Below are 19,524 nucleotides of genomic sequence, written 5' to 3'. Positions count from 1 at the left end.
ACGCTCCTGACGTTCCAATAACAACAAGCCGAGGAACTGATCATGCAGGACTATCAGGCTGCCTATTCCAGCTTTGATTTCCCTTCTGTTGTTGCCAGCCGACTGAGCGGGACGCTCGAGTCGCTCAACGCCTGTATCGAATGCTGCGACCGCCACGCCCTGCCGGGCCGTATCGCCCTGTTCTGGGAGGGCCGCGACGGCAGCAGCGAAACCTGGACGTTTATCGACCTCATGCAGCGCGCGGCCCAGTTCGCCCATTTTTTAGTGGCCCAGGGGATAGGTCCGGGTGATCGTGTGGCGGGCCTGCTGCCGCGTACGCCAGAGCTTCTTGTGACGATCCTTGGCACGTGGCGGGCCGGTGCGGTCTATCAACCCGTGTTCACAGCGTTTGGCCCCAAGGCCATCGAGCATCGACTTACGACATCAGAGGCGAAACTGGTCGTGACCGATGGGGCCAACCGAGGCAAGCTGAGCGACGTCGATCATTGCCCCACCATTGTTACGCTGGGTGGCCGACGCGGTCTGGGCATTGAGCGGGGCGACTTCAGTTTTTGGAGCGAACTGGAAAAGCATCCTACCCATTTCGAGCCGGTCATGCGTGCAGGGGATGATCCTTTCCTGCTCATGTTTACTTCGGGCACCACAGGCCCTGCCAAGCCACTGGCCGTTCCGCTCAAGGCCATCGCTGCGTTCATGGGTTACATGAGCGATGCCATCGATCTGCGTCCGGAAGATGCCTTCTGGAATGTGGCTGATCCCGGCTGGGCCTATGGACTGTACTACGCCGTGACAGGCCCTCTGGCGCTGGGACATCCCACTACGTTTTATGATGGTCCCTTCTCGGTGGAGAGCACCTGTCGCATCATCCGCAAATATGGCATTACCAACCTGGCCGGTTCGCCTACTGCTTACCGGATGCTGATCGCTGGTGGTGACAGCGTAATCGACTGCCTCAAGGGGCGGTTGCGAGCGGTCAGCAGTGCAGGAGAGCCGCTCAACCCGGAGGTAATCCGCTGGTTCGCACAGAACCTGGGCACAACCATCCATGACCATTACGGGCAGACCGAGCTGGGCATGGTGTTGTGTAATCACCACGCACTGGAGCATCCGGTGCGGCCCGGCTCGGCAGGCTTTGCCAGTCCTGGACACCGAGTCGTGGTAGTGGATGACCAGGCGCAGGAGTTGCCCCCTGGCCAGCCCGGTATCCTGGCAGTAGATCTCTCACAGTCGCCCATGTGCTGGTTTGGTGGTTATCTGGGGCTGCCTACCAAGTCCTTCGTCGGCCCTTACTACCTTAGCGGCGATACGGTCGAGCTGAACGATGACGGCAGTATTAGCTTTGTAGGGCGATCCGATGATGTGATCACAACGTCGGGCTATCGTGTAGGACCGTTCGATGTGGAAAGTGCCTTGATCGAGCATCCGGCCGTGATCGAGGCGGCCGTAGTGGGCAAGCCTGATCCAGAGCGTACCGAAATCATCAAGGCATTCGTCGTCATTCATAGCCGGTACTGTGATACCCCAGAGCTTGCCGAAGAGCTGCGTCAGTACGTACGCAAACGCCTGGCCGCCCATGCCTATCCGCGGGAAATCGAGTTTGTGGCGGAGCTTCCCAAAACCCCAAGTGGCAAGGTCCAGCGATTCATCCTGCGTAACCAGGAGATTGCGAAGGCCCAGGCTACCCCGGCATCTGCCGCCTAAGGAGTGCTGTATGCAGATTGAAAACAAAACGTTCCTTGTGACCGGTGCGGGCTCGGGCCTGGGGGCTGCTACCGCGACCATGCTGGTGGAGGCTGGAGCCAACGTTATGCTGGTGGATATGCATGCGCCCAGTGTCGAGGCGAAGGTCGAGGTACTTGGCCCACGGGCACGCTGCGCCGTGACCAATGTCACCGACGAAGCTCAGGCGCGTTCAGCCGTAGCCGCCACGATGGAGGCTTTTGGCGCCGTTCATGGGCTGGTCAATTGCGCAGGTGTCGTAGGGGGTGAAAAGGTACTGGGAAAAAGCGGTGTTCATGGTTTGGACAGCTTCAGCCGAATCGTCGGCATCAATCTCATTGGCAGTTTCAACATGCTGCGTCTGGCCGCCGAAGCTATGACGCAGGGCGAGGCTGAGGCCAGTGGCGAACGTGGCGTCATCATCAACACCGCTTCCATTGCAGCCTTTGACGGGCAAATCGGGCAAGTAGCCTATGCAGCCTCGAAAGGCGGCGTCGCCAGCATGACGCTACCGGCTGCCCGGGAGTTGGCACGTTACGGGATACGCGTCATGACCATCGCCCCAGGTATCTTCGAGACCCCCATGATGGCAGGCATGACAGAGGCCGTGCGCGAATCCCTTGCTGCAGGCGTGCCGTTCCCGCCGCGTCTTGGTAGGCCCGAGGAATATGCAGCCCTGGTCAGGCACATCATTGAAAACAGCATGCTCAACGGCGAGGTGATTCGTCTCGACGGCGCCTTGCGCATGGCAGCCAAATAAGAGAGATCATCATGAATCACGATCCCATCGTTATCGTCAGTCTTGCCCGCACCCCCATGGGCGGTTTCCAGGGCGATCTGCAAGGGCTGAGCGCAACGGAGCTGGGCGCCCAGGCCATCGGCGCGGTTATCGAGCGTAGCGGCATCAGCGTTGAGGCAGTAGATGAGGTGCTCATGGGCTGTGTGCTTCCCGCCGGCCTGGGGCAGGCACCGGCACGGCAGGCTGCACTGGGTGCAGGCCTTACCCAACACACACCCTGCACTACGCTCAACAAAATGTGTGGCTCCGGCATGCAGGCTGCCATTCTTGGCCATGACCTGCTGCGGGCTGGCAGTGCCAACGTTGTCATTGCCGGGGGCATGGAAAGCATGTCCAACGCACCGTATCTGTTGGATCGTGCCCGCGCCGGCTATCGCATGGGCCATGGGCGCGTACTGGATCATATGTTCCTGGATGGGCTGGAGGATGCCTATGACAAGGGTCGCCTCATGGGGACTTTTGCCGAAGACTGTGCCCAGCAGCATGAGGTCAGCCGTGCTGCCCAGGATGAGTATGCGATGGCCTCTCTGACCCGGGCGCGCAAGGCCATCGAGGAGGGTGCCTTTGCGGCCGAGATCGTGCCGGTTAGTGTCAAGACCCGTAAGGAAGAACGCCTTATCCGCGATGATGAGCAGCCGCCCAAGGCCCGGCTCGACAAGATTCCCGAATTAAAGCCTGCGTTCCGTCAGGACGGTACGGTAACGGCTGCCAATTCCAGTTCGATTTCCGATGGTGCGGCGGCGCTGGTACTGATGCGCCGCTCCGAGGCCGAGCGGCAGGGGCTGACACCATTGGCCGCTATCCACGGACATGCAGCCTTCGCCGATGCACCGCATCTGTTTCCCACGGCGCCCATTGGCGCCATCCAGAAGCTCATGAAGCGGACAGGCTGGTCGCTGAACGACGTGGATCTGTTCGAAATCAATGAAGCATTTGCTGTAGTTGCCATGGTCACCATGCGCGAGCTTGGGCTTCCCCATGAAAAGGTCAACGTTCATGGCGGTGCCTGTGCATTGGGCCATCCTATTGGCGCTTCAGGTGCCCGGATTCTGGTGACCCTGATTTCGGCCTTGCGCCGTCATGGGCTGCGCCGAGGCGTAGCGGCCATTTGCATTGGCGGCGGCGAGGCAACCGCGATGGCCGTGGAATGCCTGTATTGATGTGAGGACAAGATCATGCTGATTACCGAAGAACAACAAAGCATTGCCGACATGGCCCGTCAGTTTGCTCAGGAGCGGCTGCGTCCGTTCTCGGCAGAATGGGACCGCGAGCATACCTTTCCTCGAGAAGCGTTACGGGAGATGGCTGAGCTGGGTTTCATGGGCATGCTGGTGCCTGATACCTGGGGCGGCTGCGAGACAGGTTATGTTGCCTATGCACTGGCCCTTGAGGAAATTGCCGCCGGTGATGGGGCCTGTTCTACCATCATGAGCGTGCATAATTCGGTAGGCTGCGTCCCGATTCATCACTTCGGCACCGATGAGCAGAAAACCCAGTTTCTGATACCGCTGGCTACGGGTGAAATGATTGGTGCCTTTGCACTCACCGAACCCCAGGCCGGCTCGGACGCCAGTGATCTACGGACCAAGGCACGGCGGGAAGGTGATGAGTACGTAATCAACGGGGCCAAGCAGTTCATTACCTCCGGCAGTAATGCAGGCGTTGTGATTGTCTTTGCCGTGACGGATCCATCCGCTGGTAAACGAGGCATCACCGCCTTTCTGGTGCCAACCTCAACACCCGGCTATTCGGTCGTTCGTGTAGAGCACAAATTGGGCATTCATGCCTCCGACACCTGTCAGATCCAACTGGATAACGTGCGTATCCCGGCGGCTTATCGGCTGGGCGAGGAAGGGCAAGGCTACAAGATCGCCCTGGCCAACCTTGAGGGCGGACGCATCGGTATTGCAGCGCAAGCAGTGGGCATGGCACGCGCGGCATTCGAATATGCACGCGACTACGCCCGTGACCGGCAGACCTTTGGCAAGCCTATCGTCGAGCATCAGGCTGTGTCTTTCCGCCTGGCGGACATGGCAACCGAAATCGCCGTGGCTCGGCAGATGGTGCTGCATGCCGCCGCGCTCAGGGATGCCGGTAGGCCTGCATTGGTCGAGGCCTCCATGGCCAAGCTGTTTGCCTCCGAGATGACGGAGCGCGTCTGCTCCGCTGCCTTGCAAACCCTGGGTGGCTATGGCTACCTCAACGACTATCCGCTGGAGCGCATCTATCGCGACGCCCGGATCTGCCAGATTTACGAGGGCACCAGTGATATTCAGCGGCTTGTCATTGCCCGCCATCTAGGAGAGTAACTTCATGTCCTATGAAACCCTGGTGATCGAAATACAGGAGCGTGTAGCGCTGATCACGCTCAACCGTCCTCAGGCCCTGAATGCCCTAAACACGCAATTGATCGACGAGCTCAATCAGGCGTTGGACGGGCTGGAGCGGGACAGCACCATTGGCTGCATCGTGCTGACCGGATCGTCCAAGGCCTTTGCGGCAGGTGCGGATATCAAGGAAATGGCCGACCTGACCTTTCCTGACATTTATCTGGATGATTTTTTCTCTGCTGTGGATCGTGTCGCCAGCCGGCGCAAGCCGATGATTGCAGCCGTAGCCGGATACGCCCTGGGAGGTGGGTGTGAACTGGCGTTGCTATGCGACTTCATCTACGCCGCGGACAATGCCAAGTTTGGCCTGCCGGAAATCAAGCTTGGCGTCTTGCCGGGCATGGGAGGTACTCAGCGGCTGACGCGGGCGCTGGGCAAGGCCAAGGCCATGGAAATGTGCCTGACCGGCCGCATGATGGAGGCGCCAGAAGCTGAACGGGCAGGGTTGGTAGCCCGTATTTTTCCTGTGGACAGCCTTGTGAGCGAAACCCTGAAGGTTGCTCATGAGATCGCCAACAAGTCGTTGACGGCAACGCTGATGGCCAAGGAGAGCATCAACCGGGTCTTTGAAACGAGCCTGAGTGAAGGTGTGCGGTTCGAACGGCGTATTTTCCATGCCGTCTTCGCCACGGCGGATCAGAAAGAGGGCATGAAGGCCTTTGTTGAAAAGCGGGACGCAAACTTTAAGCACCAGTAATACCGAGGCTGGGTCTGATGGAGGACCCAGCCATTGTTTCAGGGAAGCGTAGACAGCCGCTGGCAGCTGTTCTCGAACTTCTTGTCACAGGCGCTCTTGTAGAGCTGCTTGGCCTGAAAGGTGTCCTTGGGCAGGCCATGCATGCCTTCCATATAAAAGTTACCCAGCATGTGCTGAGCCATGGGATTGCCACCGGCTGCCGACTGATTAAGGTATCTGATCATATCGGCCTCGTTGGCCAGGGCCGGATCAGCTTGTCCTGAATACAGAAATGCCAGGTTCACGGCTGCCTCGGGATGACCGCGGTCAGCGGCCAGCTTCCACCAGCGCTCGGCCTGTCTCAAATCCTTGGTTGGCTTGCCCATGAAATAGAAGCTGCCCAGTTGGATCTGCGCGTCGATATCGCCACGCTCAGCCATCGCTTTGGCGGTATTGAAATCCATGGGCGCCTGAGTGGTCGGGCTGGCAGCCGCGCCTTGGGTGGGTTGGTCGGTTGTTTCTGGCGTATCCGCTTCTTGATGGGCGCAGCCACTCAACAGCATAAGGCCAAGCAGTGGACCTGCCAGTTTTCTAATGAGCATTCGTTCTCCTTGATAATAACGTCCGGGTCTGGCCCTTAGGCTTGTACATAAACGAAAGATTCAACACGCCGCGACGCATCGCTTCAAGAACATTGTCTTGGCGCACATGACTACTATCCGAGAGATATCAAAGGTGATCACAGGATAGAGAAGGCATTCTTAAAAGCTAACTTATGTTAAGTTATGTTATAACTTAATCGAATATCTTGTGTTTGAGTCCATATCCGGCAGGTCCTGCCCGTGCTGTGTCAATACGCATTTACACCCAACATACTGGCCTCTTGTTTGTTAGGTGGGGAAGCAAGCCTGTGCCTGACGCTTTAAAAAGTGAGTCTGATGAACATGGCAGAACCTAGCGTTACACCCCGGCAGGTAGCAGGCGATACCCCTGCCGTTTTGGCTGATGTGCTCCATGAGGGTGTCAATCTCGCCATCTGGAACCGCTGCCTGCCTTTGCACATTGAACAGTTCGCCCGGATGTTGACCGGCGTGGCCGAGCCATTTGCCCAGTCTCTGGTAGTGCAACTGGAGGACCCAGAGGCCGAGTCCAATCTAAGTCAGCTGGCCAGCATCCATAAGGATCTGGAGGGCCACGAAGGGTTTGTTGCAGACGTCGCCTGGCTGGTCAAAGCCTTCGCCTATTTGCTCAATGCCCGCCGAGTCGGGGTGCGTTTGCGCTTGCTGGACAAGGCAATGTGCCCACGCTTTCACGTTGACCACGTGCCGCTTCGGCTGGTGACGACCTATTCCGGGCCGGGCAGTCTCTGGTCAGGCAAAAGCCAGCTGACCACTATCTCTCTGGACGAAGCCCATCAACTCGCGCCAGGTGCAGTGGCGCTGCTCAAGGGTGACAAGTGGGAGGGCAACGAAGGGGCAGGCATCGTGCATTGTTCGCCTGCCTTGGCGGCGGGCGAGAAGCGCCTGTTTCTGTCACTGGACTGGCTGGCTTAGGGAGGTCTACATAAACCAAAAGCCTGTCACTCATTAAAACCTACGTTGTATTGATTAGATATGGAAGAAAGAGCCGGTGTCTGGTTGGAACGGTTGACTTCGAGGAAGGCCTGAGGGACGAAACCCTCAGGCCATGTGGATCAGCTGAACAGATTGATACCCAGTTGGAACGCAATCCATACGGCCAAAGCCGTCGCGAACCCCAGCGCGATGTTCTCGAACCAGTTGTTCCGGTATTTACCCAATAGTGATTTCTGGTTGGACATGATCAGCAGTCCAAGGGAGATCACCGGCAAGCCAATGATGTTCAAGGCATTGACTGCGATCGTCAGGGTAACGAAGTTAGGCATTCCCGGAAGCGACCACACCAATGGCGTAACCAGGATAAACAGCATGAACCACTTATGCATCGGATCATGGTGCAGGACCTTGCCGTAGCGCTCACGGCGACCGGGGCGGATGTACTGGAAAGCATCGGTAATCAACATGGGCAGGGCGGTTGTCTTGCCTGAAATGCTGGCAAACAGCGTTGCAAACACGCCCACAAAGAAGATCAGCCATCCCCCTTGGCCAAAATACAGCTCCAGCGCAGCGCCCAGATCATCCAGCGTATTGACCTGAATACCGTTGGGTCGAAGGATCTCTGCGCCTACGACCCAGATGGCCAGGTTGATAATGATGCCGACAATCACCGCAAACAGAAGGTCGTTACGCTGGATGCGTTTGTGCTCAGGCCCTGTCCAGCCTTTTTCCTTCATCACATAGGGGTGAACGAAATTGGAAAACGAACCCGCCACGGCACCGATGACAGATACCGCCACCAGCAGCGCACCGTGAACGCCTTCATCGGCCGGTATGCTGAAACCGATGGTTCCACGCAAGATGCCGCCCATATCCGGCGTAGCCATGATCGCCAGGGTCAGGAAGGCCAGTGTCATGATAGCCAGTAGCAACTTCATGACGCCTTCGATCATCGCATAGAAGTTTCGCCCCACCAGCATCCACACGGCCAGCACGACCGCCACCGAGCACAATAAGGGCTGGTTAATGTGCAGCAATGTCGAAAGCGCCTCGCCGGCCCCCTTGATCATGTAGGCATTGGTCAGGTGCGCCATGATCAGCGCATAGCCAAACATGAAGTAGGCGAAGAGCGGATGCAATTGGGCATAGCCTTGCAGAATGCTCATGCCCTGGTTGTTGCACAGCTGGAAGCGGGCAATGATGTTGACGATCAAGAAGCGGAGCAAAAGGGATACGGCCAATACCCACATCATGGCATAGCCATAATTCGAGCCGGCGACCGATGAGGTGATCAGGTCGCCCGCGCCTAGCCAGGAGAGCACTGCGATAATGCCAGGGCCGAGCACCTTGGCGAGGTTGGAAAGAGAATAACGGGAAGTACTGACTGCCTTTTTGGAAACCGATTCGGTATGTGCCATGACGTAACTCTCTGAATAGGTTGATTGTTCTTGTCACTATCAAGAGCGTTTTGCAGTCCAATGTCGGCAGACCTACTGCAGGCCATGGAACGGGGTTCGGACAAGCCCGCCTCGTTGGTATGTAAGCGATCTGAAGGTGGTCGTGTCTCCTGTTGAGAAGGGAACGTTAAGCCTCCGGTGAAACCGTTGGAGGCTTGGTGGATTACACGGGGGTCTTGAGTTTTCCGCTCGTGAAATACAGATTGAGATTTTCAAGCACAAGATCGGCCATGGCCTGACGTGTCTCATGTGTCCCGCTGCCCAGATGGGGTGTCAGGACAACGTTATCCATTTCCAGCAATGGCTGAGGCACTTCGGGTTCATGGGCGAATACATCAAGCCCGGCGCCTGCAATAACGCCTTGTTGCAGTGCACTCACTAGCGCGGCTTCATCTACCACCGAACCACGGGCAATGTTGATCAGGAAGCCATCCTTGCCCAATGCCTGTAGTACGTCTGTACCGATAAGGTGATGGGTCGCGTTACCACCGGGGACCGCCAGCACCAGAAAGTCGGACTGGCTGGCCAGCGCCTTCAGGTCCGGCTCGTAGCGGTAGGGCACATCTGCTTGTTGATGGCGACCATAATAAGCAACATTCATGTCAAAGGCGGAAACCCGCTTGGCTATGGCTTTGCCAATGTTGCCCAACCCCACAATACCGCAGGTCTTGCCGCCGAGCTTGCGTCCCAGGGGAAACTTTTCCTTGAGCCAGCGGCCATTGCGAACGAAGCGGTCTGCCGCGCTGATACCGCGAGCTACGTCGATCAGCAGGGCAAATGCAGTGTCGGCCACGCAGTCGTCCAGTACGCCTGGTGTATTGCTGACGGCTACCCCTCGGTCTCGTGCAGTGGCGATGTCGATTGCGTCATAACCCACGCCGAAACTAACGATAACTTTCAGGTTGGGAAGCGCCCGTATTACCTCGCCTTTGCAGCCATGAATTCCGCTAGTAACGATACCGTCAATGGCGTTGCTATGGGTATTTAAGAAGGCTTGCCGGTCCTCTGCCTCCCAAAGCTTATGGGTGGTGTAGCTGGATTCGATTTCTTGTTGCAAGGCCGGCAACAGAGGGCCGATCAATAACAGGTTAGGCGCTTGAGTCGTGGTCTCGCTCATGATGTTCTCCAGGAAGAAGCCAGTGCGATACGCTGCGTTCGCTCGCAGCGGGTACGGCCTTATCGTGTTAGCAGAGAAAATAAGAACCGTTTAAGCAATTGTGAAGACAATGCACTGCATTGCATGCCGGTCCGGCAAATGAAACGGAGCCACTAGAGTAGAAGTTCGAATTCATGAATGCGCCCCGAAAGTTGTTGTTATAACGGGCCTGGACGTGACTTCTCACGCCCAGGTATAGCGTAGCGTATTTAATTAACGCACCATGCAAGGACGCTTGTTATTGAATGTCCAGTTCGGCACGAGGAACTGCATGGCGACAGCATCATCCCGTGCGCCCAGTCCCATGCCTTTGTACAGCTCGTGGGCCTTGGCAACCTGATCCATGTCGATCTCGACGCCCAGTCCCGGCTTTTGCGGAACAGCGACCAGACCGCCCTTGATCTGGAAAGGCTCCTTGGTCAGGCGCTGACCGTCCTGCCAGATCCAGTGTGTATCGATGGCTGTGATTTTTCCTGGCGCGGCCGCAGCGACGTGGGTGAACATGGCCAGGGAAATATCAAAGTGATTGTTGGAGTGCGAACCCCAGGTCAGGCCCCAGTCATTGCACATTTGCGCAACACGAACTGAACCTTGCATCGTCCAGAAATGCGGGTCGGCCAGCGGGATATCTACGGACTGCAGCTGGATAGCATGACCCATCTGACGCCAGTCGGTCGCAATCATGTTGGTAGCAGTCGGAAGGCCTGTGGCGCGACGGAACTCAGCCATCACCTCACGGCCGGAGTAGCCATCCTCAGCTCCACAGGGGTCTTCGGCATAGGCCAGTACGTCATGCTTGTCACGGCAAAGAGCGATCGCCTCCTTGAGTGACCAGGCACCGTTCGGGTCCAGCGTGATCCGCGCTTCGGGGAAACGTTCAGCCAGAGCCGTCACCGCTTCCATTTCTTCTTCGCCGCGCAGCACGCCGCCCTTGAGTTTGAAGTCGTTGAAGCCGTAGCGGGCATGGGCTGCTTCGGCCAGGCGCACCACAGCTTCCGGGGTCAGGGCTTCCTCATGGCGCACACGGAACCAGTCATTGTCGGCCTCTGGCTCGCTGCGGTAGGGAAGATTAGTCTTGTTGCGGTCGCCTACGTAGAACAAATAACCCAGCATTTCTACAGCGTCGCGCTGCTGACCTTCGCCCAGCAGGGCGGCAACCGGAACGCCCAGGTGCTGACCGAGCAGGTCCAATAGGGCGGCTTCTACAGCTGTTACGGCATGAATGGTGATGCGCAGGTCAAATGTCTGTAGGCCTCGACCGGCAGCATCACGATCCGCGAACGTACGGCGCATCTGATTAAGGATGTTGTTGTAGGTACCAATGGTCTGTCCAACGATGAGTGCACGAGCATCTTCAAGGGTCTGCCGGATCTTTTCGCCGCCGGGTACCTCACCCACGCCAACATGACCTGCATTGTCTTTCAGGATAACGATATTGCGAGTAAAGAACGGACCGTGTGCGCCGCTGAGGTTGAGCAGCATGCCATCGTGTCCTGCAACCGGAACGACCTGCATGTCGGTGATGACGGGCGCTTGTGTGAGAGCCTCATGAGTGACCTGTACGTTCATACCTATTCCTCTTCACGCTTTATTCTTGTGGCAGGCAGTGGAGTACTGCCGGTACGCTTGTTTAGGTAACGCCCAGCGGTAAAGCCGGGCGTAGTGGGAGTTAAACGGGCTTGAGTTCCAGGCCTGTGCTGCCGGCGTCTGGTTTCTGTCCTTTGGGCTTAGTCCGGGCAAAGAACACCACGATGGCCGCCAGGATGGACGTAGCTGCCAAGCCATAAAGGCCGCCCTGGATTGAACCGGTCCGCTCTTCAAGGATGCCGAAGACAGTCGGTGCAACGAAGCCACCCAGGTTGCCCAGCGAGTTGATGAGGGCCAATACGGCTGCTGCGATGCGAGCATCCAGGTACGCCTGGGGAATCGGCCAGAAGCATGAGGATGCGGACTTGAAGCCGATGGCGGCGAAGCAGATGGCAACGTAGGCAAAGATGGGGCCGCCTGTGGTCGACATGAACATGCCTGCCGCCGCTACCAGGAGGGCAACGGCAACCCAGGCCTGCTGGAATTTCCAGCGTGCCGAAAGCGAGGCGAAGGCATACATGGCCACAATGGAGATCAGCCAGGGTACGGAGTTGAACAACCCGACCTCAAAGTCGCTGATGTTGCCCATTTTCTTGATGATGCTGGGCAACCAGAACGTGGCGGCATAGATGGTCAGCTGGATGGCAAAGTAAATCACGCAGAACAGCATGATCTGGGAGTCTTTGAGCAGTTGCATCAGAGTCGGTTTAACCGTCTGTGCCTGTTCCCGCTGACGTTGCTCATCCTCAATGGTTGATACCAGAGCATCCTGCTCTTCGCGCTTTAGCCATTTGGCATCATGGGGCAGTGAGTCCAGCCAAAACCAGACAAAGCCGCACAGCGCAACGGAGAAAAGCCCCTCGATCAAAAACATCCATTGCCAACCGTGCAGGCCCAGCCCCTCGATTTGCAGCAGGGCGCCTGTTACCGGGCCGGAAATGATCGAGGCGATAGCCGATCCGGAAAGGAATAGCGCAATGGCCTTGCCGCGCTCGGCACCGGGTAGCCAGCGAGTAAAGTAGTAGATGACACCCGGAAAGAAGCCCGCTTCGGCCACACCGAGCAGAAAGCGCAGGATATAAAAGTGCGTTTCGTTCTGGATAAAGGCCATCATGGCAGCCACGATGCCCCAGGTGGCCATGATGCGTGTCAGCCAGGCGCGTGCGCCAACCCGTTGCAGCAGGATGTTGGAGGGGACCTCAAACAGCGCATAGCCGACAAAGAACAGACCAGCGCCCAGACCATAGGCGGCTACACCAATGCCCAGGTCAGTTTGAAGATGGTTTTTGACAAACCCGATGTTCACGCGATCAATGTAATTGACGATGAACATGATGATGAACAGCGGTAGGACATGTCGCTTGACCTTGGCGACTGCGCTCGCCAGAACGTCGGCTGATACAGCCGATTGAACGGTGTGGCTCATGAATGCTCTCCCACTTTTATTGTTGTGGCGGGTACTGCATTGTCAAAAAGGGCGGAGCGGGCCGCCCTTGGCTGTAAAACAGGCTCGGTTGCAATACGCTGCGTAGGGGCACGCAACCGGCCCAAATGCTTACTGCGGACCGAGTTTGTCCATCAGCGCAGCCAGACGCTCGTACTCGTCAGGCTTGAGATCAGTCAGCGGTGCACGTACCGGACCGGCGTCGTAGCCTGCGATCTTCGCACCGGCCTTGACGATGCTTACCGCATAGCCTGCGCAGCGGTTACGGATGTCCAGGTACGGCAGGAAGAAGTCATCGATCAGCTTGCCCACGGTCTCGTGGTCATCCGCAGCGATGGCTTTGTAGAAGTCCATGGCCGTCTTGGGAACAAAGTTGAACACCGCCGAGGAGTACACTGGTACACCCAGCGCCTTGTAGGCCGCGGCATAGACTTCAGCGGTCGGCAGACCGCCCAGGTAGGTGAAGCGATCACCCAGGCGACGGCGGATGGAGACCATCAGCTCGATATCGCCCATGCCATCCTTGAAGCCGATCAGGTTGGGGCAGCGCTCGGCCAGCATTTCCAGCTGGTCAGGCTTCAAACGGCAGACGTTACGGTTGTACACCACCACGCCAAACTTGACTGACTTGCACACCGCCTCGACATGCGCGGCTACGCCTTCAGGGCTGGCTTCGGTCAGGTAGTGCGGCAGCAGCAGGATGCCCTGGGCACCTAGGCGCTCGGCTTCCTGAGCCTGCTGGATCGCTACGCGGGTCGGGCCACCGGCACCGGCCAGAATCGGGACCATGCCCTTGCAGGTGTCCACGGCCGTTTTGATGATGTCGGAGTATTCCTTCTGGTCCAGCGAGAAGAACTCACCGGTGCCACCAGCCGCAAACAGAGCGCTGGCACCATAGGGCGCCAGCCATTCCAGGCGCTTGATGTAAGTATCGCGGCGGAAGTCGCCCTGCGCATCGAAATCGGTTACCGGAAAGGACAGCAATCCGGATGAAAGGGTGTGCTTGAGTTCTTGCGGATTCATGTATTGCACCCTGCTGAGAGCCATGAGGTTTGTTGTTGTGGATTTAGCCTAACCTCTCATCAGTCGTCATACAAGTGGGTATGATGCTCTTTTGCTTATTTTTTGATTGCAGCTGGCCCTTCTAAAGTGACTGCATCACTTTTACCAATCGTTCTCGGCTGTTACTAAGGTGCAGACGCATAGCTGCTGCAGCCCCAATGGCATCCTGCCGGGCAATGGCGTTATAGATGTCTTCATGTTCGGCATCGCGCCGCTCAAGATAGGCTTGGGACAGTGCACTTTCATTAAAGGCCTTGTTCAGGCGCATACGTGGAATGAGTTCTCGGCTAAGGCAGCTCATGATCTCTGTAAAGTAGCGATTACCGGTTGCCTGGGCGATCAAAAGGTGCATTTCCATGTCGAGATCCTCTGAGGGAGAGGACGCTCTTGCCCGCGCCTGCATACGGTCGAGCAGGGCTCTAAACTGCGTCAGATGGGCCTCTGAGCGTCTTTGTGCTGCCAGGGCTGCCGCTTCGGACTCAAGACTGATTCGGACTTCAACAACTGAAAGAACATCCTGCAGTGTCTCTACACTGGAGGGATCAATCATGCCTGATAGCCGAATAATGGGCTCGCAGACAAATGTGCCGATACCTTGCCGGGTGACTACCTTGCCGTTTGCCTGAAGGTGGGAAAGCGCTTCACGAACAACCGAGCGACTCACGCCATGAGCCTTCATGATTTGCGCTTCGGAAGGCAGTTTTGCGCCAGGGCTAAGCTGGCCATCGCGTATCTGGCTATCGAGAATATTGGCCAGCTCCTGCGAAAGATTATGCGAGCGTTTGGCGAGAAAAACAGGCTCGGAATGCATCTGGAACACCTTCTTATTTAGATTAATTATCCGGTCTACCTATAAGATGTCTGACAAGTTTAGTGCTGTAAAGAGGTTTTGCAGTAGAGGTACGTTGGCTATTTTGATAAATAACCAACGTCGTTGTAAAAACCGAAGTCTTCCAAGCTGAGAGAGCTAGCCCGCCTAAACTCATCCGAAAGCCGAGAAACCTTCCCACGGATTCCAGCTCTGCGTATTTTTCATTTCTTTAAGGTAATAGGCGTAATTGGCAATCATTGAGTTAGCAATCGCAAAGCCTATGCTAATGCCAAAGTCAAGCGCTTGGGGTACATCAATCCCCGTCAGCTCCTGAAACAGAAGTTCAAGTAAGCCGGTAGAGAAGGCAATGCCTAACATGGCTAAACCTTTTTTCTTTAAACCTAAAGCAAAAATCAAATAGAAAGGTCCGAGAAAAAAGGCTGGCCAGCATCTAATGATCAGGAGCTTCTTTCGAAAAGGAAGCTCCTTGAATGCCTTTTTGCAGGTAGCGGTATTAGGTGCACCGTAGGTTTCGTAAAAGGCAAAACGCTCTTGCCATTTTGACGAATATGACGCTTCTCTGGAGGGTTCCGTGGTGTCCATATTATTACTCCTTGGCATGTAGCCTGTATTTCTTACAAAGGGGGTAGCTGTGAGGTTCACCCGCACGTGTGCGGCCTGACATAAGCCCGTGCATGGCGAAGGAGGGCGAGCATACCGAGGCGATGGGAGGTTCTGTTTCTATCCCGTCTCAAAACGCTTATTTGAACGTATTGAAAGGCGGCCTGGTTCAAAACAGCAGGGGCTACGCAGGCAGAAAGCCTACTGCCTGTGAGAAGGGATCATCAGCCGTAAAGCCTGAGTAAACACGCAGTAGGTACAAGAGGGCGACTACCCCCCTTATACAGAGAAGCAGAGGAGTGGCTTAAATACTGCAGCTGGTCAACGTTCCGGCTCGATAATTCATTTCAGCATCACTAAGGCTAAAGAGTGCATCGCTCGAAAACGACGTGCTCTGCGCAAAATAGGCGCTATGCTCTCGCAGGCGCTTGGCCAAGCCGCTTGCTTGCTCGACGGGTAGAAATAACAGGACAAACGCGGTGCCGAAGGCAAAGCAGACTTCAAAGACACTGGTTTGTGAGCAGGCGTGGCGGATACGCAGGTACCAATCGATCATCATGGGCATTCTGTAGTCGGCAGTTCGTTCCAACGCTGCGCGGTTTGCGCAATGGTTTTGGCTAGAGTAGCAATAGCCTTCTGATGGGCTATGACGAGGCTTTCAAGCTCCATGCCGGCAGGCTCGCGAATGATACTGCTGCAGGTCAATGTTCGGCGTGGGCTACCTTCGCTTCTCAGGTTAAGGCTCCAAACCACATCAATCAAGGCATACCGCTCGGGCAGCATGTCGAAGCGGCGTACATCAGTGCGTAGCGTCAACACCGGCTTGCCGGAGGTTTTGGGAAGTCCTGCCAGATCCCGGACGCCGAGCTGTTGCTCCAGCTGACCTGCCAGGGCGTCATGAAATTCATCGCCAAGCGGCGCGCTCCAGCGTTCGGACTCCAGAATGGCGAGGCTACCATTGCTTTGCCTCACCACCAGTTGAGGCTGGTCAACCTGCACAGGCATGCGCACAGGCGCAAGCTCGAACTGAAACGCTGCGGAGGCGGTGTGAGAAGCCGCCTGGCCAGACAGGGGAGGCAGTAGTGTGTAGTAATGCGTAGGGGCTGAGCTGCACGCGGCAAGCCCCAGCGTGGCCGCTATTGCAGCCAGCGATAAGCGAAGGGTCATGGCTGGGACTCCATTTCAATGTCTCGAGAGGATGACTTCCCTTTATAGGAGCCGGGCGCCGCTTCCTCGGTACGGCCACGAATCAGCGACTCGGGATGGCGGCTCAGATAATCGGTCAGTACACGCACGGAGCGAGCGGTTCGCTGGACCTCGTCCATGGCCTGGTTGACCTGCTGACGTGCCGGCGAATCTTCATCCAACGTTTCGTTGGCAGTCTTGAGCGTGTTTTGCAGCTCCTCAAGCGTACCGCGCATTTGCGGCAACACATCGCCATTGACCTGTTTCATCGTTTTCTGCAACTCGTTCAGGCTGCCGTTCAGGTTGTTGGCAATCGAGTCGATAGGTAGCTTGCTGATCTTGTCGACCATAGCCTGCAGCTGCTCCTGTAGCTTATCGAACCCGCCTGGAACCGTCGGAATCTCAAGAGGACGACTGTTGGGGTTGAAGCTGACCTTGGCCGCCTTGGGATCGAAATCCAGCGCGATATAAAGCTGTCCTGTCAGAAGGTTGCCTGTGCGGGCCTGGGCTCGCAGACCTTGCTCGACCAGACGCTTGATCAGTTGAGCGGATTGCTCTTCGCTTTCACCGCCGATCTGCTTGACCAGCTTGTCATGGGCACTGCCCAGACGCTGCGGATAGACCACTGCACCTACCGTAGTCGGGAACCGCTGCGTTTTGGGGTCATAATCAAGATCCACTGAGACAACCCGGCCGATATTCACCCCCAGGAACTCCACGGGAGCATTCACCGCAAGTCCGCGTAAGGACTGATTGAAACGCAGGCGAATAAACCGAGGTTCGCCGGAGGGAGGCGCCAGTGCCGTTTGCTGGTCGTTATAGAGCGTGAACTCGTAGTGCTCTGGAGCTGGTTTGGCGTCCGGGCTGTAATTAGGCTCTCGAAAGGCAATGCCGCCCGCCAGAATGGAAGGGATCGTCTGGGTGTTGACCTTCAGGCCGCTGGCATCAACCGAGACGTCAATGCCGCTGGCATTCCAGAAGCGGGTATCGTCGGTCACAAACGCATCGTTGGGCGAATTGACGAACACCTGAACATCTACCCCTTTGCCATCTTCCGTCAGGTTATACGAGATGACCTGGCCTACCTGAATGCGGCGATAGTAGACCGGCGAGCCAATATCCAATGAGCCAAGATCGTCGGTATGAAGGGTAAAGCGCTTGCCCCTTTGCCCGTAGGTGACAGGAGGAGGGTTTTCCAGTCCGACGAAATCTTTTTTGGTCACGTCGGAACGGCCAGCGTCCGCACCGATGAAGGGGCCGGAGAGCAGTGTGTCTACACCGGAAACCCCGTTGGCGCCGATACGCGGACGGACCACCCAATACTGGGTATCCTCGCGCGTAAAGGGTTCGGCTGACTTATCCAGGTCAATCGTGGCGGTAACGTGGGTGCGGTCTTCGCTAAGGGCTATTCGGGTAACCGTACCGATTACTACGTTCTTGTACTTTACCTGGGTCTTGTTTGCTTCAAGCCCCTCAGCCGTCTGAAAACTGACGTTGACCTGAGGACCTGCGCGCAACCAGCTGTTGACGACCATGGATAGCCCTACCAGAGCCGCCACGATCGGGACCAGCCAGACCAGAGAAATACTGAAGCGCCGCTTTCTGATCTGAGGCGTGCCAGGGGTTGGAAAAATAGTGTTCGGGTTATTCGACATCATTTACCTCAGCGTCCCAGACCAGGCGCGGATCAAAGCTCATGGCAGACAGCATGGTCAACACAACAACCAGGCCAAAGAACAGGATACCCAGACGGGGCTCGATCGTGCTCAAGGCTCGGAACTGAACTAGCGCAGCCACCAGGGCCACGACCAATACATCGAGCATCGACCAATAGCCGATCAGCTCTACGAAGCGATAAAGCTTGGCCCGTTCGCGCATGGCCCAGCGGCTGCGCCTTTGACAGGTAATCAGCAAAGTACCCAGGACGCAAAATTTCATGCAGGGCACGGCAACGCTGGCAATAAAAATCAGGATAGCGATGTCCCACGAGCCGTGCTGCCAGAACTCGATGACACCGCTCATGATCGTATTTTCACTGCCCCCGCTGAACATGCTGGTATACATCACCGGCAGGACATTGGCCGGCACATAAAAGATGATCGAAGCAAGCAGAAACGCCCAGGTACGGGTGATGCTGTTGGGTTTGCGTGTATGAACCGGCGAATAGCAGCGCGGGCATTCATGCGCTCCCTCAGGGCAGACAAATCCACAGGTATGGCACAGGCAAACCTTGAGTTCGCGCGCGTAGGGCGGTTTATTCATGTAACCGGCACCTCCAGATCGTCCCAGAGGTAGCGGATGTCACGACCGGCAATGAGAATAATCAGCACCGTCAGCATGGCCATGGCCCATAAGCCGACGCCAGGCGAAACGTTGAGCATACCGGCCAGTTTGATAATGGCTACGAGAATGCCAAGCAGGCAGACCTCCAGCATGCTCCAGGGTCGTAAATGCTCAAGCGCCCGCATACAGGCCCTGAACCCTGGGGCCATTTCGCCCACATAAGCGTAACCCAGCACCCAGCCCAGCAGCAGAATCTGAAACAGCGGCGCGAAGATAATCGCCAGGCCTGCCACCAGCGCAATCAACGTAATACGACCTTGAGCCAATGCCTCGACAGATTCCCAGAGCGTGGCCTCGTTGCTCAGCCCTTGCAAGCTGATGTGCATGATGGGGAAGACGTTGGCCAATATGAACAGGATGCCAGCTGCCAGCGTAAGGGCGAACAACTGTTCGACATTGAGCCGTCTGCTGCGCTCGATCACGGCATCGCAACGCACGCAGCGGGCAGCTTCGCCCCGCGCGAGTGGGCGCCGATGGTAGACCGAATCGCAGTGCTCGCAGATGATCCAGTCAGGGTGTTGAGGCATGGCTGATGGTGTGCATTAGATAGGTTTCGGTGAAGTGTGGAAACGCCGACCCGTCGACCAGCACCTGATCGTTAGGATACTGCGTTAGGCCGTTTCGCTGTATGGATGTTCGAAACGGTGCGTTGTCGATTTTGTAACAAGGACACATAGAGCACCGTACTTGTTTCATATGT

The 19,524-nt window shown here is 56.7% G+C and carries 19 protein-coding genes; 6 read left to right on the top strand and 13 right to left on the bottom strand.

Annotated features, from left to right (window positions below):
* The first annotated feature begins 42 nt into the window (after window positions 1–42).
* The 5 genes from JQR86_RS09885 to JQR86_RS09865 are packed head-to-tail and all read left to right on the top strand — an operon-like array spanning window position 43 to window position 5,605.
* Window positions 43–1,701 carry an AMP-binding protein gene (locus tag JQR86_RS09885; protein WP_434136179.1) on the top strand — a complete coding sequence of 553 codons (1,659 nt, stop codon included), beginning with the start codon at window positions 43–45 and terminating at the stop codon, window positions 1,699–1,701.
* A 10-nt stretch (window positions 1,702–1,711) separates the two neighbouring features.
* Entirely contained in the window at window positions 1,712–2,479 is a 768-nt protein-coding gene (locus tag JQR86_RS09880; RefSeq protein WP_150347448.1) for an SDR family NAD(P)-dependent oxidoreductase, read from the top strand.
* An 11-nt stretch (window positions 2,480–2,490) separates the two neighbouring features.
* A complete protein-coding gene (locus JQR86_RS09875; RefSeq protein WP_434153483.1) occupies window positions 2,491–3,678 on the top strand; it encodes an acetyl-CoA C-acyltransferase in 1,188 nt (395 codons plus the stop codon).
* 15 nt (window positions 3,679–3,693) lie between these two features.
* A complete protein-coding gene (locus JQR86_RS09870; protein ID WP_010798237.1) occupies window positions 3,694–4,827 on the top strand; it encodes an acyl-CoA dehydrogenase family protein in 1,134 nt (377 codons plus the stop codon).
* 4 nt (window positions 4,828–4,831) lie between these two features.
* Entirely contained in the window at window positions 4,832–5,605 is a 774-nt protein-coding gene (locus tag JQR86_RS09865; RefSeq protein WP_074826307.1) for an enoyl-CoA hydratase, read from the top strand.
* A gap of 38 nt (window positions 5,606–5,643) precedes the next feature.
* Here the strand turns inward: JQR86_RS09865 and JQR86_RS09860 are convergent, their stop codons facing one another.
* Window positions 5,644–6,186 carry a tetratricopeptide repeat protein gene (locus tag JQR86_RS09860; protein ID WP_404627444.1) on the bottom strand — a complete coding sequence of 181 codons (543 nt, stop codon included), beginning with the start codon at window positions 6,184–6,186 and terminating at the stop codon, window positions 5,644–5,646.
* A 342-nt stretch (window positions 6,187–6,528) separates the two neighbouring features.
* On the opposite strand from JQR86_RS09860, the gene JQR86_RS09855 reads away from it, so the two are divergent.
* Complete coding sequence (locus tag JQR86_RS09855; protein WP_434154870.1) at window positions 6,529–7,137, top strand: DUF1826 domain-containing protein; 609 nt, start codon at window positions 6,529–6,531, stop codon at window positions 7,135–7,137.
* 140 nt (window positions 7,138–7,277) lie between these two features.
* Here the strand turns inward: JQR86_RS09855 and JQR86_RS09850 are convergent, their stop codons facing one another.
* From JQR86_RS09850 to JQR86_RS09795, 12 genes are all read right to left on the bottom strand, one after another.
* Complete coding sequence (locus JQR86_RS09850; RefSeq protein WP_122042600.1) at window positions 7,278–8,576, bottom strand: Nramp family divalent metal transporter; 1,299 nt, start codon at window positions 8,574–8,576, stop codon at window positions 7,278–7,280.
* Window positions 8,577–8,778: 202 nt separating this feature from the next.
* Window positions 8,779–9,732, bottom strand: a complete 954-nt coding sequence (locus JQR86_RS09845; protein ID WP_407363307.1) for a 2-hydroxyacid dehydrogenase — start codon at window positions 9,730–9,732, stop codon at window positions 8,779–8,781.
* Between the two features lie 252 nt (window positions 9,733–9,984).
* Window positions 9,985–11,340: a glucarate dehydratase gene (gene gudD, locus JQR86_RS09840; protein ID WP_197870505.1), complete on the bottom strand. Its 1,356-nt coding sequence runs from the start codon at window positions 11,338–11,340 to the stop codon at window positions 9,985–9,987.
* Between the two features lie 100 nt (window positions 11,341–11,440).
* A complete protein-coding gene (locus tag JQR86_RS09835) occupies window positions 11,441–12,784 on the bottom strand; it encodes an MFS transporter (protein WP_434153482.1) in 1,344 nt (447 codons plus the stop codon).
* Between the two features lie 129 nt (window positions 12,785–12,913).
* Window positions 12,914–13,825, bottom strand: coding sequence for a 5-dehydro-4-deoxyglucarate dehydratase (gene kdgD, locus JQR86_RS09830; RefSeq protein ID WP_312125173.1), 912 nt, complete (start codon window positions 13,823–13,825; stop codon window positions 12,914–12,916).
* Window positions 13,826–13,946: 121 nt separating this feature from the next.
* Complete coding sequence (locus JQR86_RS09825) at window positions 13,947–14,675, bottom strand: FadR/GntR family transcriptional regulator (protein ID WP_434153481.1); 729 nt, start codon at window positions 14,673–14,675, stop codon at window positions 13,947–13,949.
* Between the two features lie 171 nt (window positions 14,676–14,846).
* Complete coding sequence (locus tag JQR86_RS09820; protein WP_434153480.1) at window positions 14,847–15,278, bottom strand: DUF2628 domain-containing protein; 432 nt, start codon at window positions 15,276–15,278, stop codon at window positions 14,847–14,849.
* 322 nt (window positions 15,279–15,600) lie between these two features.
* Window positions 15,601–15,855 (bottom strand): hypothetical protein, encoded by a 255-nt coding sequence (locus JQR86_RS09815; RefSeq protein ID WP_019365693.1) that lies wholly within the window; start codon window positions 15,853–15,855, stop codon window positions 15,601–15,603.
* A complete protein-coding gene (locus JQR86_RS09810; protein WP_010798252.1) occupies window positions 15,852–16,463 on the bottom strand; it encodes a PqiC family protein in 612 nt (203 codons plus the stop codon). The genes JQR86_RS09815 and JQR86_RS09810 overlap by 4 nt, the downstream gene beginning before the upstream one ends.
* On the bottom strand, window positions 16,460–18,136 hold the full coding sequence (locus tag JQR86_RS09805) for an intermembrane transport protein PqiB (protein WP_286788846.1): 1,677 nt from the start codon (window positions 18,134–18,136) through the stop codon (window positions 16,460–16,462). Before JQR86_RS09805 ends, JQR86_RS09810 begins: the two co-directional genes overlap by 4 nt.
* Complete coding sequence (locus JQR86_RS09800; protein ID WP_434153479.1) at window positions 18,126–18,743, bottom strand: paraquat-inducible protein A; 618 nt, start codon at window positions 18,741–18,743, stop codon at window positions 18,126–18,128. The genes JQR86_RS09805 and JQR86_RS09800 overlap by 11 nt, the downstream gene beginning before the upstream one ends.
* Complete coding sequence (locus JQR86_RS09795) at window positions 18,740–19,351, bottom strand: paraquat-inducible protein A (protein WP_122042591.1); 612 nt, start codon at window positions 19,349–19,351, stop codon at window positions 18,740–18,742. Before JQR86_RS09795 ends, JQR86_RS09800 begins: the two co-directional genes overlap by 4 nt.
* Window positions 19,352–19,524: the final 173 nt, after the last annotated feature.

Origin of the sequence: Pseudomonas sp. JZ134 (genome assembly GCF_051027695.1) — a bacterium.
GTDB lineage: Bacteria > Pseudomonadota > Gammaproteobacteria > Pseudomonadales > Pseudomonadaceae > Chryseomonas > Chryseomonas luteola.
The sequence above is the reverse complement of the archived record's forward strand: the minus strand, read 5'-3'. Positions and strand labels throughout refer to the sequence as shown.